13 protein-coding genes are annotated in these 15646 nt (G+C 57.9%); 5 read left to right on the plus strand and 8 right to left on the minus strand.

All coding sequences use genetic code 11. The features are described from left to right. Nucleotides 1-15: 15 nt before the first annotated feature. Genes VGM55_RS16655 through VGM55_RS16680 form a run of 6 tightly spaced genes read right to left on the minus strand, consistent with a single transcriptional unit; the run spans nt 16 to nt 6114 of the window. Nucleotides 16-1212, minus strand: a complete 1197-nt coding sequence (locus VGM55_RS16655) for a CoA transferase (protein WP_331636068.1) — start codon at nt 1210-1212, stop codon at nt 16-18. Continuing rightward, nucleotides 1205-2764, minus strand: coding sequence for an aromatic amino acid ammonia-lyase (locus tag VGM55_RS16660; RefSeq protein WP_331636069.1), 1560 nt, complete (start codon nt 2762-2764; stop codon nt 1205-1207). Before VGM55_RS16660 ends, VGM55_RS16655 begins: the two co-directional genes overlap by 8 nt. A gap of 9 nt (nt 2765-2773) precedes the next feature. After that, the gene (locus VGM55_RS16665) at nt 2774-3658 is read right to left on the minus strand and encodes an ABC transporter substrate-binding protein (protein ID WP_154186796.1); all 885 of its coding nucleotides are present in this window, start codon (nt 3656-3658) and stop codon (nt 2774-2776) included. 33 nt (nt 3659-3691) lie between these two features. After that, on the minus strand, nt 3692-4372 hold the full coding sequence (locus VGM55_RS16670) for an ABC transporter permease (RefSeq protein WP_038482225.1): 681 nt from the start codon (nt 4370-4372) through the stop codon (nt 3692-3694). 3 nt (nt 4373-4375) lie between these two features. After that, nucleotides 4376-5020: an ABC transporter permease gene (locus tag VGM55_RS16675; protein WP_331636070.1), complete on the minus strand. Its 645-nt coding sequence runs from the start codon at nt 5018-5020 to the stop codon at nt 4376-4378. Next, on the minus strand, nt 5017-6114 hold the full coding sequence (locus VGM55_RS16680; RefSeq protein ID WP_154186792.1) for an ABC transporter ATP-binding protein: 1098 nt from the start codon (nt 6112-6114) through the stop codon (nt 5017-5019). Before VGM55_RS16680 ends, VGM55_RS16675 begins: the two co-directional genes overlap by 4 nt. A 495-nt stretch (nt 6115-6609) precedes the next feature. Between VGM55_RS16680 and hutU the strand changes: the two genes are divergently transcribed. The 5 genes from hutU (at nt 6610) to gap (ending at nt 12446) form a co-directional block, all read left to right on the plus strand. Then, nucleotides 6610-8286, plus strand: coding sequence for a urocanate hydratase (gene hutU, locus VGM55_RS16685; RefSeq protein WP_154186790.1), 1677 nt, complete (start codon nt 6610-6612; stop codon nt 8284-8286). A 51-nt stretch (nt 8287-8337) separates the two neighbouring features. Beyond that, nucleotides 8338-9546, plus strand: coding sequence for an imidazolonepropionase (hutI, locus tag VGM55_RS16690; protein ID WP_331636072.1), 1209 nt, complete (start codon nt 8338-8340; stop codon nt 9544-9546). Next, nucleotides 9539-10336: an N-formylglutamate deformylase gene (gene hutG / locus VGM55_RS16695; RefSeq protein WP_154186787.1), complete on the plus strand. Its 798-nt coding sequence runs from the start codon at nt 9539-9541 to the stop codon at nt 10334-10336. The genes hutI and hutG overlap by 8 nt, the downstream gene beginning before the upstream one ends. Nucleotides 10337-10376: 40 nt before the next feature. Then, nucleotides 10377-11357, plus strand: coding sequence for a GlxA family transcriptional regulator (locus VGM55_RS16700; protein ID WP_331636073.1), 981 nt, complete (start codon nt 10377-10379; stop codon nt 11355-11357). Between the two features lie 78 nt (nt 11358-11435). Beyond that, the gene (gene gap / locus VGM55_RS16705) at nt 11436-12446 is read left to right on the plus strand and encodes a type I glyceraldehyde-3-phosphate dehydrogenase (RefSeq protein ID WP_331636075.1); all 1011 of its coding nucleotides are present in this window, start codon (nt 11436-11438) and stop codon (nt 12444-12446) included. Nucleotides 12447-12490: 44 nt separating this feature from the next. Here the strand turns inward: gap and VGM55_RS16710 are convergent, their stop codons facing one another. Beyond that, nucleotides 12491-13801 (minus strand): serine hydrolase, encoded by a 1311-nt coding sequence (locus tag VGM55_RS16710; protein ID WP_331636076.1) that lies wholly within the window; start codon nt 13799-13801, stop codon nt 12491-12493. Between the two features lie 181 nt (nt 13802-13982). Next, nucleotides 13983-15641 (minus strand): malate dehydrogenase (quinone), encoded by a 1659-nt coding sequence (gene mqo, locus VGM55_RS16715; protein ID WP_331636077.1) that lies wholly within the window; start codon nt 15639-15641, stop codon nt 13983-13985. Nucleotides 15642-15646 lie beyond the last annotated feature (5 nt).

A 15646-nucleotide genomic window follows, 5' to 3' on the forward strand; every position in this document is an offset into this window, starting at 1 on the left:
TACCTTCTCCGCCGGTTAAATTACGCCCTGCGCCTTTAACTGCTTAAGCGTTGCCTCGTCGATCGCCAGTAATTCTCGCAGCACGCTTGCCGTATGTTCGCCCAGCGCAGGCGGAACCAGCGCGGGCTCTGCCGTCATGGCGCTCATTTTCACCGGCTGCGGAACAATAGAGATGTTGCCTGCCGTCGGGTGTTTCACCTGCTTCACAAGCTCGCGCTCTCGCGCATAATCACTGGTAAGGATTTGATCGAGGCGCAGAACAGCGGAGACCGGAACGCCTGCGCTGTCTAGAATGGCCTGCGCATCATTGACGGTTTTATCCGCCAGCCAGCGCTCGATTTCTACGCGAAGCGGCTGCTGGTTAGCCAGGCGCAGCGGGTCGGTGAGATAAAGCGGATCGCTTGCCAGCTCGGGCTTGTCCATCGCCGAGCAAAGCTGGCGGAACAGCTTGTCGTTGGCGACCGCAATCACGATGTGGCCATCCTGAGCCGGATAGCTGTCCATCGGCGCGCTGATAGGATGCGCGTTCCCGAGCCGCCCGGCGGGAGGCTGGCCGCCAATCCACTGGGTCAGGGATACCATTTGCATCGTCACCATGGTATCCAGCATCGAGACATCAAGATGCTGCCCCTGGCCGCCGATCCCGCGCTGCAGCAGCGCGGCAAGCACCGCCCAACTGCCGTACAGCCCGGCGACCACGTCGCCTATCGCGTCCCCGACGCGGGTTGGCTCCCCTTCCGCCCAGCCGGTGACCTGCATAATGCCGCCATAGGCCTGCACGATGTGGTCATAAGCGGCTTTGTGCGCCATCGCCCCTTGCTGCCCAAACCCGGAAATGCTGGCATAAACCAGCCGCGGATTAATCTCCTGCAGCGTCGGGTAGTCGATGCCGAGGCGTTTGGTTACGCCCGGCCGGAAGTTTTCCACCAGCACGTCGGCCTGCGCCACCAGCTGCTTGAGGATGGCTAATCCCTCCGGGGCTTTTAAATCCAGGGTGACGCTTTTTTTACCGTGGTTAAGCTGCATGAAGTAGCTGCTTTCCCCGGCAATATGGGGGGTAAAGCTGCGGGAGTCATCCCCGCTGCCCGGCATCTCAATCTTGATGACTTCAGCACCCAGATCGTTCAGTAAGGAAGCGCACCACGGGCCAGCCAGCACGCGGGATAGATCAAGCACTCTTATGCCTTTTAGCGGCTGCAAAGCTTCACTCATGTTGTGACTCCTCAATCAGGGAGAGCAGCCTTTGGCTTAGCTCGCCTTCAGCAATCAAATCCCGCACGGCATGCATGTCCGGGTACAGCGCGGTGTCCGTTTCGCGGAACGGCACAAGCTCGCGCACCATACCCAGCGTCAACTCCGCGCCGACCGAAGCACGCAGCGGGCGATGGAACTCCAGCGCCTGGCTGGCACACAGCAGCTCGATGGCAACGATATCCACCGCATTGCTAACCGCCTGTAGCGCCTTGCGAGCCGAAGAAACGCCCATGCTGATATGGTCTTCCTGCCCGGCGCAGGTGGTGACGGTATGCACGCTGGACGGCGCGGCCAGGCTGCGGTTATCCCCCGCCAGCGCGGCGGCAACGTAAGGCGGGATCATCATGCCGGAGTTTGCGCCGCTTCTGCCGACCAGGAACGCCGGCAGGCCGCTCAGGTGAACGTTGGTAATACGGTCGGATCGAGCCTGAGACGCCGTGCTGACCTGGGCAATGGCTATCGCCAGAGAATCCAATGCCAGCGCCAGCGGGGCACCGTGGCCGTTGCCGCCGGGAAGAATAACCAGCGCGTCATCTTCGATCAGGAAGACCGGATTATCGGTGACCGAATTCAGTTCGATGGTCACAATCTGGCGGCAATGGGCGAGCTGGTCGCGCACCGCGCCGTGAATTTGCGGAATGCAGCGCAGGCTCAGGGCATCCTGTACGCGATGGTCGCGGTAACGGGCAAAGATCTCGCTGCCGCTGAGCAAGCGGCGCAAAATCGCGGCGGTTTTCTGCTGCCCGTCGTGCGGACGCAGGGCATGCAGCCTTGCGTCGTAGCCACGGGTGTTGCCCTTCAGCGCCTCCAGACACATGCCGCCGGCCATATCCGCCACCGGCAGCAACCGCTCAAAATCATGCACGGCCAGGCACGCCAGGCCGGTGATTTCATAGGTGCCGCTTATCAGGGCATGACCTTCACGCGGGCCAGGGATTCGAGGGGCGATGCCCGCCTTTGCCAGGGCTTCGGCAGACGGCAAAAGCTCGCCCTGATACCAACACTGCCCTTCCCCAAACAGCGACAGCCCGATATGCGCCGTCGCAATTAAATAACCAACAGAGCCGCTGGCCGGCGACCACGGCGTAACCTGGCGATTCAACATTTCGGCCATGCGTTTCGCCAGCTCGGCACTGACGCCGCTGTAGCCTTGCAGCAGCGACTTCAGCATCACTGCCATCATCGCCCGCACTTCGCGTACGGACAAATCTGGCCCCATCCCGCAGGCGTGACTGCGCAGCATATTGAGCTGTACGCTGGCTATCTGGTCGGCGGAAAGGCGTTCCGTGACCAGGTCACCTACCCCGGTGGTCAGCCCGTAGATCACCTGCCCTTCATCTATTGCTCGTCGAATATACCCGCTGACGTGGTCCATGTTCGCCAGCGCTTCTTCGGCCAGCGCGACCGGAGCCCCGTCGGCAATGCGCACTAACTCTTCGAGAGTGGTCTGCGCTCTGCCCAGGGTCACGGCCTGATGCAGGTGAGCGGAGGAGCCAGTTTGTCTTGTCATTGTGCGCCCTTACTTGCTCAGGCCATGTTTAACCAGCCACTGATGAGCCACGTCATCAATGCTGGCGAATTCGGCAAGCTGCCCGTTCATGGCAATCAAATCTGCGGTGGTTAGCTGCGCAGACACTTTGTTCAGCGTGTTCTCAATCGTCGGGTTCAGCGTGGCGGTGGCGACAATCGGGACGATGTTTTGTGCCGCAAACAGGTTTTTCGGATCGGCAAGCGCCACCAGATGATCTTTCTGGATTTCCGGCGTGGTGGACGTCAAATCCGCCGCCTGGATTTGGTTATTTTTCAGCGCGGTCAGCGTTAGCGGGCCCGCCACGTCCAGCACTTTGAAGCTTTTGAAGTTCAGGCCATAGACTTCTTTCAGCCCCGGCACGCCTTCATGACGCGTTTTCCATTCGGCCGGGCCGCCCAGGATGAGTTCTGCCGCATGCGGCTTCAGGTCATCAATGGTTTTGAGCTGGTATTTATCCGCCGTTTTTTTGGTCACGGCGATAACATCGCTGTTTTGCGCCACGGCGGTGTTCAGCATCTTCACTTTTGCCGGCAGCTTCGCCGCCAGCGCGGTGGCCACTTCGTCAGAGCTGTGTGCTTTATTATTGGCGTCCAGGTAGCTCAGCAGCGCGCCGCTGTATTCAGGGATAACGTTAATGGAGCCGTCGAGCAGCGCCGGAATGTAGACTTCGCGGCTGCCGATATTCAGCTTCTTCTCCACCGGGATGTTTTGCGCTTCCAGGGCTCCGGCATAAATCGTCGCCAGCAGCTGGTTTTCCGGGAAATCAGCCGAGCCAATAATCACCTTCTGGCCCGAGTCCGCCGCCCACGCGGAGGAAACAACGGACAGCATCGCGGCACTCAACAGCGTCAAACAACGTTTCTTCATATTCATCGCGTTCACCTTGTGTAATTAACGGGCTCAACATCACTGGGTTTTGATACGTCGGGAAATACCGTGGGAAACCACGTACTTCACCGAAAGGGAAAAGAACACATCCACAAGCAGCGCCAGCACGGCAACCAGCACCGCGCCGGCGGTCATCTGCGCAAAATCGTTGGCCGCACGACCGTCGATAATTAATCGGCCAAGACCGCCCAGCGAGACATAGGCCGCGATGGTGGCGGTAGAGATAATCTGTAGCGTGGCGCTGCGAATGCCGGACAGAATCAACGGCGTGGCGCACGGAAGTTCAACCTGCGTCAGCACCTGGAACGGCGTCAGGCCAATGCCTTTGGCGGCATCATGCACGCTCGGGTCAACGGAGCGGATGCCCGCATGCACGCCGAGCGCTATGGGCGGCAGCGCCAGCACCACCAGCACGATGATGCACGGCAGAATAAAGGCCATATCCGACTCGAAATAGCCCGCCATCAGGATAACCAGCAGGATAATCAGGCCAAACGAAGGCAGCGAGCGCAGCGCGTTGGTGGTGCCAATCAGCAGCGCTTCGCCCTTACCGGTATGGCCGGTGTAGCAGCCCACCGGAAAAGCAATGGCAATCGCTATCGCCAGCGCCACGGCGCTGTAGCCAATGTGCTGTGCCAGCAGCGGGAGAATACCGTCATCGCCATACCAGTGGCTGAGCGTAAAGAACCAGTCAGACATACATTATCCCCTTATTGGCTGCCAGCGGCTTAAAGAGCGGGTGACGGCGACGACCACGCAGTCAAGGACGAAAGCCAGCACGATACACAGCACGATGCCGGCAATAATCGGCGTCAGAAACTGCAGTTGAAACCCCTGGGTAAACAGCGACCCCAGCTGCGGGGCACCTATCAGCGCGGCGACGGAAACAATACTGACGTTGGAAACCACGGCCACGCGCATCCCGGAACCAATGACCGGCACCGCCAGCGGGAGGTCAACCTGGAAAAACTGATGTATCGGCTTATAGCCGAGGGCAAAAGCGGACTGCCGGGTGTCGGTGGGCACCGAGTCCAGCCCGTCACACACCGTTCTGACCAGCAGCGCAAAGCTATAAATGGTCAGCGCCACCACCACGTTAATCGGGTCAAGGATTTGCGTATTGAGCAGCGGCGGCAGCAGCACAAACAGCGCCAGGGACGGAATGGTGTACAACAGCCCGAACAGGTTAAGAATGACGCCCTTTACGCGCGGCATGCTGCTCACCAGCCAGCCGGCCGGGATCGCCAGCAGCAGGCCAATCAGGATTGGCGTGACCGAGAGGTAGAGGTGCCACAGCAGTAAATGAAAGATTTTGTCGCTTTGCGCCCACAGCCAGTCAAATTTCATACCGCCTCCCGCGCCATGGATTTACACGCGTCCAGCACGTGATCCAACCCCAGCGTGCCCAGCACTTCGGCTCGGTCGTCAATCACCACGGCGCGGTGGCACGGTGAGCTGAGCGCGGAGTCCAGCATCTGGCGCAGCGTGCCGCTTTGCGGGTAAAAGGTGGCGCCCAGATTAATGTGCTCAGGGACAACGGCCTCAACCTGCTGATGCGTATCAAACCAGCCGCAGGCTTTGCCTTCGCGGGTCACCAGCAGCCAGCGCTGCACCGCAATGTTGCGCGCCATGTCAATCGGCGTGCCGACCTCGGCAGTCGGCTCCGTCTGCATCGACGCCAGCGGCCCCGAATTGTAGAAGCTCAGCTTGCGGTATCCCCGGTCGCGGCCAATGAAATCGGCCACGAAATCACTTTGTGGCGCGTTAAGCAGCTCGCCCGGCGAGGCCATCTGCCCCAGCTTCCCGCCGGGCTTCAGCACCGCCACCAGGTCGCCCAGCTTCATCGCCTCATCGATATCGTGAGTCACCATAATGATGGTTTTGCTGACTTCTTTCTGAATGCGCAGGAACTCTTCCTGCAGCTGATCGCGCACCACCGGGTCCACGGCGCTGAAGGGTTCATCCATCAGCATGAACTCCGGGTCAGCGGCCAGCGCACGGGCAACCCCCACGCGCTGCTGCTGGCCGCCCGAAAGCTGCCACGGATAGCGCTTTGCCAGCTGCGGCGCCAGGCCAACGACCTCTAGCAGTTCGCCAGCTCTTGCGCGGGCTTTGGCCTTGGCCATGCCGTTGAGGATCGCCGTGGTAGCGATGTTGTCGATAATGTTTTTGTGAGGGAACAGGCCCGCATTCTGGATAACGTAGCCAATGCGCCGACGCAGCTGCACCACGTCCATTTCTGCGGTGGACTCGCCGTTAAGCAAGATCTCGCCGGAGGACGGCTCAATCAGCCGATTAATCATCCGCAGTGACGTCGTTTTCCCGCAGCCTGAAGGGCCTACCAGCACGGTGATTTTGCCGCCGGGTGCGGTCAGGTTCAGTCCATCCACCACGACCGTTCCGTCGTCGTAAAACTTGGTCACATTGTTGAAAGTAATCATCGCTACGCCTCATGGTCATCTGGCTGCCGAAGAAATGAACGGCTGCGTAAAAAAGCTATGTATAGCATTGTATGTACAATCTGCAAAGCCTGTGCCATAACAAAAACGCAACATTGAAATAAAGACAATTTATTGTTTAAAAACAAATATATGATTGTTTTATTAAATTTTAAATGTGATCTAACCGTGATTTTTATCAGGATTAAACGGTGCCTTCCGAGCGGTTTACCAGCTATCTGAACTGCTCTTTTTGCCCTAAAAAGGATCAATCGCTTTGTAAAGAGCGCCAAAAGAGTGCATCCAGGCGAGTTTTTAGCGGGATATATGATGTAACTATTAACACAAAACACAATAACCAATTGATTTTAAATATAAATAAATTCAATGTCGCGCCTGGCATCAAATATGCTAATCATGTATATACAAGCAAGCGAAAAAATGACATGGTATTTTTCGTGAGCATTTCTCCGTTATCTCAAAACAAGGTGAACCCCCATGAAGAGTGAGTTTTCTCGTTATCGTGATGTTGAAATCAGGGCGCCACGCGGCACAACGCTGAATGCAAAAAGCTGGCTGACGGAAGCCCCGCTGCGCATGCTGATGAATAATCTCGATCCGGATGTGGCTGAGAACCCGAAAGAGCTGGTGGTCTACGGCGGCATTGGTCGGGCAGCGAGAAACTGGGAATGCTTCGATAAAATGGTGGAGGCGCTGAAAGCGCTGAATGAGGACGAAACCCTGCTGGTGCAGTCCGGCAAGCCTGTTGGCGTCTTTAAAACCCACGCCAACGCGCCGCGCGTATTGATTGCTAACTCAAACCTGGTGCCGCACTGGGCAAACTGGGAACACTTTAACGAGCTGGACGCTAAAGGTCTGGCGATGTACGGCCAGATGACCGCCGGGTCGTGGATTTACATCGGCAGCCAGGGCATCGTGCAGGGCACCTACGAAACCTTCGTCGAAGCGGGCCGCCAGCACTACAACGGCTCGCTGACCGGGCGCTGGGTGCTGACCGCAGGCCTGGGCGGCATGGGCGGCGCACAGCCTCTGGCCGCCACGCTGGCCGGTGCCTGTTCGCTGAACATTGAATGCCAGCAGTCACGCATCGACTTCCGCCTCCGCACCGGTTATGTCGACGAGCAGGCCAAAGACCTGGACGACGCCCTCGCCCGCCTCAAACGCTACACCAGCGAAGGTAAGGCCGTTTCTATCGCCCTGCACGGCAATGCGGCAGAAGTTCTGCCGGAGCTGGTAAAACGCGGCGTTCGCCCGGACATGGTGACCGACCAGACCAGCGCCCACGACCCGCTCAACGGCTACCTGCCCGTGGGCTGGAGTTGGGAAGAGTACCGCGAACGCGCCGCCGTTGAGCCTGCCGTGGTGACTCAGGCGGCGAAAGCTTCGATGGCAGAGCACGTGAAGGCGATGCTCGCCTTCCAGCAGCAGGGTATCCCAACCTTCGACTACGGCAACAACATTCGCCAGATGGCGAAAGAGATGGGCGTGAGCAACGCCTTTGATTTCCCGGGCTTTGTTCCGGCCTATATTCGCCCGCTGTTCTGCCGCGGCATCGGGCCTTTCCGCTGGGCCGCGCTTTCCGGCTCCCCGGAGGATATCTACCGCACCGACGCCAAGGTCAAAGAGCTGATCCCGGACGATAAACACCTGCACCGCTGGCTGGACATGGCCAAAGAGCGCATCAGCTTCCAGGGCCTGCCGGCGCGTATCTGCTGGGTCGGCCTGGGTCAGCGCGCCAAACTGGGGCTGGCGTTTAACGAAATGGTCAGAAGCGGCGAGCTGTCTGCGCCTATCGTCATTGGGCGCGATCATCTTGACTCCGGCTCGGTGGCAAGCCCGAACCGCGAAACCGAATCAATGCAGGATGGCTCCGATGCGGTGTCCGACTGGCCGCTGCTGAACGCCCTGCTGAACACGGCAAGCGGCGCGACCTGGGTTTCCCTGCACCACGGCGGCGGCGTCGGCATGGGCTTCTCGCAGCACTCCGGCATGGTTATCGTCTGCGACGGCACCGACGAAGCGGCGGAGCGAATCGCCCGCGTGCTGAATAACGACCCGGCAACCGGCGTCATGCGCCATGCGGATGCGGGCTATGATATTGCTATCGAGTGTGCAAAAGAGCACGGTCTGAACCTGCCAATGCTGGCGAAGTAGTTCCTCTGTGGCGCGGCACTCGCCGCGCCCTGTCCTGATGAGAGAGATCTTATGCGGATTTTATGGCGCAATTGCCACATCACCACCATGGTCAACGGCCATTACAATCTTATCGAAGACGCGGCGTTGCTGACCGAAGGCGACAAAATTGCCTGGGTTGGCCCCTGTAGCCAGCGTCCCGACCAGCCTTATGACGAAGAGCGCGACCTGCACGGCAAACTTGTTACCCCCGGCCTTATCGACTGCCACACCCATAGCGTATTCGGCGGCAACCGCAGTCAGGAATTTGAGATGCGCCTTAACGGCGCAACCTACGCTGACATTGCCGCGGCGGGTGGGGGCATCGCCAGCACGGTGAAGGCCACGCGTCAGGCGAGCGAAGCCGACCTGCTGACAAGCGCCAGCCGCCGCATTAATGCGCTGCGCAAAGACGGCGTAACCACGCTGGAAGTGAAATCAGGCTACGGCCTCAGCTTTGAAGACGAGCGCAAAATGCTGCGCGTGATCCGCCAGCTGGCGCAGAGCCTGCCGCTGACGATTTACAGCACCTGCCTGGCCGCGCACGCCCTGCCGCCGGAATACAAAGACCGCAGCGACGACTTTATCACCGAGGTGTGCGAACGCTGGTTACCCGCTTTGCATAACGAAGGGCTGGTCGACGCCGTGGATGCCTTTTGCGAACACCTGGCGTTTTCCGTCCCGCAGGTTGATCGCGTGTTCACGAAAGCGAATGAACTCGGCCTGCCGGTCAAGCTTCACGCCGAGCAGCTTTCGCTGTTGCACGGCGCGGGGCTCGCCGCACGCCATAACGCGCTTTCTGCCGACCACCTCGAATATCTCTGCGAGGAGGATATTCGCCTGATGGCAGAGCATGGCACAACCGCCGTCCTGTTGCCGGGAGCATTTTACTTCCTGCGCGAAACGCAAAAACCGCCGGTTTCGCTGCTGCGTAAACATCACGTGCCGATGGCTATTTCCAGCGATCTCAACCCCGGCACTTCGCCGGTACAGTCGCTACGGCTGATGATGAATATGGCCTGTACGCTGTTTGGCCTGACGCCAGAGGAAGCGCTGGCAGGCGTGACGATAAATGCGGCGCGTGCACTTGGCATCAGCGATCAAACCGGGTCGCTTGAAGCCGGTAAAGAAGCAAACTTTGTTGCCTGGGAGATAGAACATCCCGCCGAACTCAGCTATTGGCTGGGTGGCACGCTCTCCAAACAGGTTATCTATCACGGTAAAGAGGTGTGGAATGATTAAAGGCTTTGAGCTTCACCAGGGCAAACTGCCGCTGCTTATCAGCATGCCGCACCCCGGCACGCATTTGACGCCGGAAGTGGCCAACGGGCTGACCGAACGGGCAAAAAAACGGGAAGATACCGACTGGCACATTCCAAAACTTTACCAACCGGTACGCGAAATGGGCGCCAGCACGCTCAGCGCCAACTACTCCCGCTACGTGGTTGATTTGAATCGCCCGTCGGACGATAAGCCGCTTTACACCACCGCCACCACCGGGCTGTATCCGGATATTTTTTTCGACGGAGAGCCGCTGTTTGAGCCAGGAAAATCCCCCGACCCGCAGGCCAGAGCCGACATTCTGACCAACATCTGGCAGCCGTATCATCAGGCGCTTGCTCAGGAACTCGCCCGACTGAAAGAAACCTTCGGCTATGCGATTCTGTGGGACGCGCATTCCATCAAGTCCGTGGTACCTCGGCTGTTCGAAGGTCGCCTGCCGGACCTTAACTTCGGTACCGCAGACGGAGCCAGCTGTGACCCGGCGCTCAGCGCCGAGCTGTTGAAAACCAGCGAGCATTTCAACGGCTACAGCAAAGTGCTGAACGGGCGCTTCAAGGGCGGCTACATCACGCGCCACTACGGCGCGCCGGAGCACAACATTCATGCCGTGCAGCTGGAAGTGGCGCAGTGCTGCTATATGGATGAAGAGAGTTTTGCATGGTCAGACGATAAAGGCAGCCAATTCCAGCAGTTGCTGACTCAGCTGATTGAGACGGCGCTCGACTGGGGAAAACGACACTACGGCTAGCCCTATTGACTTAATTTGTTAAAAGCGTACTTTTCAGGACATGAAAACTATTCTGGTTATTGTCCCTGACGGCGGCATGCTGTTCGAAGCCGCCGGTATCGCCGATATTCTGATGCAGGCCAACCGCCTGCATACGGAGGCGCTCGCCGAACCTCGCTACCGCATCAGCATCGCAACCACGCAGCCTCATCACGTTGTGCACGGCATGTCCGGGCTCAACCTGCTGGCCGACCACCGGCTGGCAGACCTCGATCCCGACGAGCCTCGCGACACCATCATGATCACCGGTAAAGGCATGAGCGAGCCCGAAGGCAGCGCCGTGGTGGAGTGGATACGCCGCGCGTCGCCGCATACCGAACGCATTGCCTCCATCTGTGGCGGTGCCATGTTATTAGCCCAGGCCGGGCTGCTGAATGGCCGCAGGGCAACGACCCACTGGCGGATGCTTGAGGAAATGCAGGCCAAATGGCCGCAAATTAAAGTCGAAGGCGGCCCGCTGTACATTCAGGACGGGCCGGTATGGACTTCGGGCGGCGTGAGTTCCGGCTTCGATCTTACGCTGGCGCTGGTGGAGGCCGATTACGGTTTCACCCTCGCCCGTGACGTCGCTCAGGATTTAGTGATGTACCTGCACCGCCCCGGCGGCCAGCTGCAGTTTAGCCGCTATCATCTGCGCCAGGCCGCCAATACCGGGCCTATAGGCCAGCTTCAGGACTGGCTGCTGGATAACCTTGCGGACGATTTGTCGGTGGAAAAACTGGCGGAGCGAGTTGCCATGAGCCCACGGAATTTTACCCGCGTCTTTACCCGCGAAACCGGCGTTACCCCCGCTCGCTACGTGGAAGAGGCCAGGCTTGCCGCCGCGCGCCACCACCTTGAACAGTCAACCGACACGCTTGAGCGGGTCGCAGCGGCAGCAGGCTTTGGCAGCGCCATTAACCTCCGCCGCGTTTTTGAGCGCCAGCTCCACCTTACCCCGGGAGAATACCGCGAACGCTTCCACTGCCGTAAGTTGGCGTGAATTGATCCTTTTTTGTCATTTACGCCATTCCCCCCTGAGCATACTCTGACCCCAGACATTCAAGAGAAGGAGTGAATCATGGTTAAGGTCGGGATTAATGGTTTTGGCAGGATCGGGCGTAACGTGCTGCGTGCTGCCCTGGGTAACCCGGAGATTGAGATTGTTGCTATCAACGATCTGACGGACAGCAAAACCCTCGCACACCTGTTAAAACACGACTCGCTAATGGGCAAACTGCCCGCGCCGGTAGAGGCCTCCGAAGGCCAGCTGCACGTTGACGGCAAGCCGATTCGCGTCTTTAGCGAAAGAGATCCGGCGCAGATCCCGTGGCGCGATGTTGGCGTAGATATCGTTATCGAGGCTACCGGATTTTTCACCAGCCGTGAAAAAGCAGAGGTTCACATCACCCACGGCGGCGCAAAACGCGTGATTATTTCCGCCCCAGGTAAAGATGACGACCTGACCATCGTGCTGGGCGTGAACCACGAAAGCTATGACCCGCAGAAGCATTTTGTGGTGAGTAACGGCAGCTGCACCACCAACGGCCTTGCCCCTGCCGCTCAGGTTCTGCATCAGGCTTTTGGCATTGAACACGGGCTGATGAACACCACCCATGCCTACACCAACAGCCAGGCGCTGCACGACCAGCCGGAAAAAGACCTGCGCGGCGCGCGTGCGGCAGCGTTGTCGATAGTTCCCTACTCCAGCGGCGCGGCAAAAGCCCTCGGTAAAGTTATCCCTGAACTGGACGGCCGCCTGACCGGCTACTCACTGCGCGTGCCGGTGCCGGTGGTATCTATCGTCGATTTAACCGTGACGCTTAAACGCGATGTGACCGCAGAGGAAGTGAACACGGCGTTCCGTAAAGCCGCAGAATCAGGCCCGCTGAAAAACATTCTGGGCTATAGCGATGAACCGTTGGTGTCCAGCGATTATCAGGGCGACCCACGCTCTTCGATTATTGACGGGCTGTCTACGCTGGTGATTGGCGGTAACCTGGTCAAAATTCTGGCCTGGTACGACAACGAATGGGGCTTCTCGAATCGCCTTGTTGACCTTGCCTTACTGATGGATAAACGCGGCCTGTAAGACCTAAAAAAAGTAAAAAGCCAGCCTTTCGGCTGGCTTTCCTGTTACTTCAGCGAATTCGCGATGGCGTTAAACATCAGGGACGCCTCCAGCGGCTGGGCGCTGAAAGACGGCTCCGCCTTCGGCCAGGTCGACCACTGGACAATCACCAGCTTCTCTTTCTGGTTCACCATGATCATCTGCCCAAAAATCCCCAGCGCCCACATGGAGTCTTTGCTTTCCAGACCGTGTTTCGGCCCTACATCGCTCGCATTCGCCGGAACGCTGTTGTTCCACCATTCAAAACCGTAGCTGCCGTCCGGATGCGCGGCGGTGACGGATTTTTGCGCTTTATTCCAGTCACGAGCCTGTGACACCCAGCCATCAGGCAGCATTTTCTTGCCGTCCGGCAGCACGCCGTTGTTCATGATAAACAGGCCAAATTTACCCCAGTCTTCGAGCGTGGCGTTGAAGCCGTGCGCGCCGACATCATGCTTCCCTTTCTGATAGCTGTGCCACACGCCGTCGTGCGTCATGCCGTATGGCTGCCAGATGGCCTCCTGAAGGTTTTGTGCCAGAGATTTGCCGGTCGCTTTCTCCAGCGTATCGCCCAACAGCCAGGCGCCGCCGGAGGAGTAAGACCAGGCCTCACCCGGCTTCGCGTAGGCTTTACGCTGCGGATCTTTCACCAGCTTGTTCACGCAATCATAGGTATCGCTGTTCGCTTCGCACTGCGTCAGCCTGGCAAAGTCGGACTTCGGATTGGTGTAATCCTCCCCCCAGCTAACGCCCGAGGTGTGCTGCAGCAGCTGGCGTACCGTGACGTGCTCCCAGGCGGTGCCTTTTACGTCCGGGTTATATTTCACAATCTCGTCGTCCAGCGAGGTGATTTTCCCCTCTTTTACCGCCACGCCCACCAGCGTGGAGACCACAGATTTCCCAACAGAGCGGGATGTCCAGAGCGTAGTCGGCGTGTTGCCTTCCCCGTAGTAATCCCAGACGATTTTGCCGTCCTTAATGACCATCATGCCGGTCACGCTGTTTCGCTTGAGGTATTCCCCCAGCTTAAAATCGTGTCCGTCGTACTGATAGCTTACGCCCGAGAGATCTTTTGCTGCGCGTGGGACAGGCACAGACTGCCCGGCTTTGAAAACATCGCTCTCATAGGAACTGTAATCATTACGAAAGCCCACGACGCGCTGCTGCTGATTCCAGGTCAGCATATCTTTTACGTCAGGCAGTTTCGTGTCCGTGGGAGCGGGACAAGTTGCGAGCTGGAGCGTCTGGCAATCCGCAGTCGCAGGAGCGGCGTTTGCCTGCAGGGCGGCACCAAGGCAAAGGGTAAGCAGGCAAATTCCGGTATTCAGTTTAGTCATCGTGTTTTCCTTGAAAGTGGCGTTATCGCCTGTCAACACGCGGACTGTAGGGCAGATCGCTCAATAAGAGATATCGGTTAGCGGGGGAATATCCCCCATTAGATAAGAAGGCGGCATTTAATACGCAAAAAAAAAGCCCCTGCGCTGGCAGAGGCTTTCTTACTTATTTAACGCGTGAAGCTTACAGCGCCATATCGTGCTGTGGAGAGGCTTCAGCTTTGCTTTCAGCAGGCTTAGCGACCGGTGTAGCGCTCTGATCGTTCATTTGAATGACCGGCGGTTTGGTCAGCTGCAGCGTGGCCGCGGTGTCATCCCAAACTTTCTGAGTCAGCGCCGCATTGCCGTTCATCTCCTGACCGTAGCTTGGCACCACGGCACGGATCTTGTTCTGCCATTCCGGAGAGTTGAACTGCTGCGGGAACATCTGCTTAAGCACGTTCAGCGTGATTGGCGCAGCGGTAGAAGCCCCAGGCGATGCGCCCAGCAGCGCAGAGATGGTTTTCTGCTGGTCAACAACAACTTCGGTACCCAGTTTCAACACGCCGCCTTTGTTCTCATCTTTCTTGATGATCTGTACACGCTGGCCGGCCTGAATCAGCTTCCAGTCCTCTTTACGCGCCTGCGGATAGTACTCTTTCAGCGCTTCGAAGCGGTCTTCATCACTCAGCATAACCTGACCAATCAGGTATTTAACCAGGTCGAAGTTATCCAGGCCTACGTCGGTCATCGGCATAAAGTTGCTGGTCGTGGTGGTGCTCAGCAGATCGAAGAAGGAACCGTTTTTCAGGAACTTGGTAGAGAAGGTCGCGAACGGCCCGAACAGCACCACGCGCTTACCGTCGATAAAGCGAGCATCAATGTGCGGCACGGACATCGGCGGTGCCCCTACGGAAGCCTGGCCGTACACTTTTTCAAGATGCTGGCTGGTTACCGCCGGGTTTTCGGTCATCAGGAACGAACCACCCACGGGGAAACCGGCGTAGTTTTTCGCTTCCGGGATACCGGTTTCCTGCAGCAGTTTCAGCGCACCGCCGCCGGCACCAATGAAGACATATTTGGCATCGATAGCCTGCTCTTTGCCGCTATTCACGTCTTTAATGGTAACGTGCCAGGAATTATCGCCGTTGCGTTTGAAGTCGGTGACTTCAGAAGAAGTTTGCAGGGAGAAGTTCGGGCTCTTTTTCAGGCTGCCGATCAGCTGACGGGTAATTTCACCGTAGTTAACGTCGGTACCAACCGGCGTCCAGGTTGCCGCCACTTTCTGGTTCGCATCGCGCCCTGCCATGACCAGCGGAGCCCACTGCTTAATTTGCTCATGGCTGGTAGAGAATTTCATGCCCTGGAACAGCGTCGTTTTCTGCAGCGCGTCATAACGCTTGGTCAGATACTCAACGTTTTTATCGCCCCAGACAAAACTCATGTGCGGCGTGGAATTAATAAACGAGTGTGGGTCATTCAAAATACCGCGCTGAATTTGCGCAGACCAGAACTGACGAGAAATCATAAACTGTTCATTAATTTCCAGCGCTTTACTGACATCAATAGAACCGTCCGGGCGCTCCGGCGTATAGTTCAGTTCCATATTTGCAGAGTGCCCGGTACCGGCGTTATTCCAGCCGTTAGAGGACTCAAGCGCCACGCCGTCGAGCTTCTCAACCATGACCTGTTTCCAGTCCGGCTGCAGCTCCTGGAGCCACGTCCCGAGAGAGGCGCTCATGATACCGCCGCCAATCAGCAGGAAGTCGGTTTTTTGCGTGGAATCCGCGTTAGCGTAGCTAGCAGAGCTTACGAATAACGCCAGTGTCGTCAGAGAAATAATTGTCTTTTTCATTGCAGGCATAATAA

The sequence above is a fragment of the Cedecea sp. genome (assembly GCF_036500665.1).
Lineage (GTDB): Bacteria > Pseudomonadota > Gammaproteobacteria > Enterobacterales > Enterobacteriaceae > Cedecea.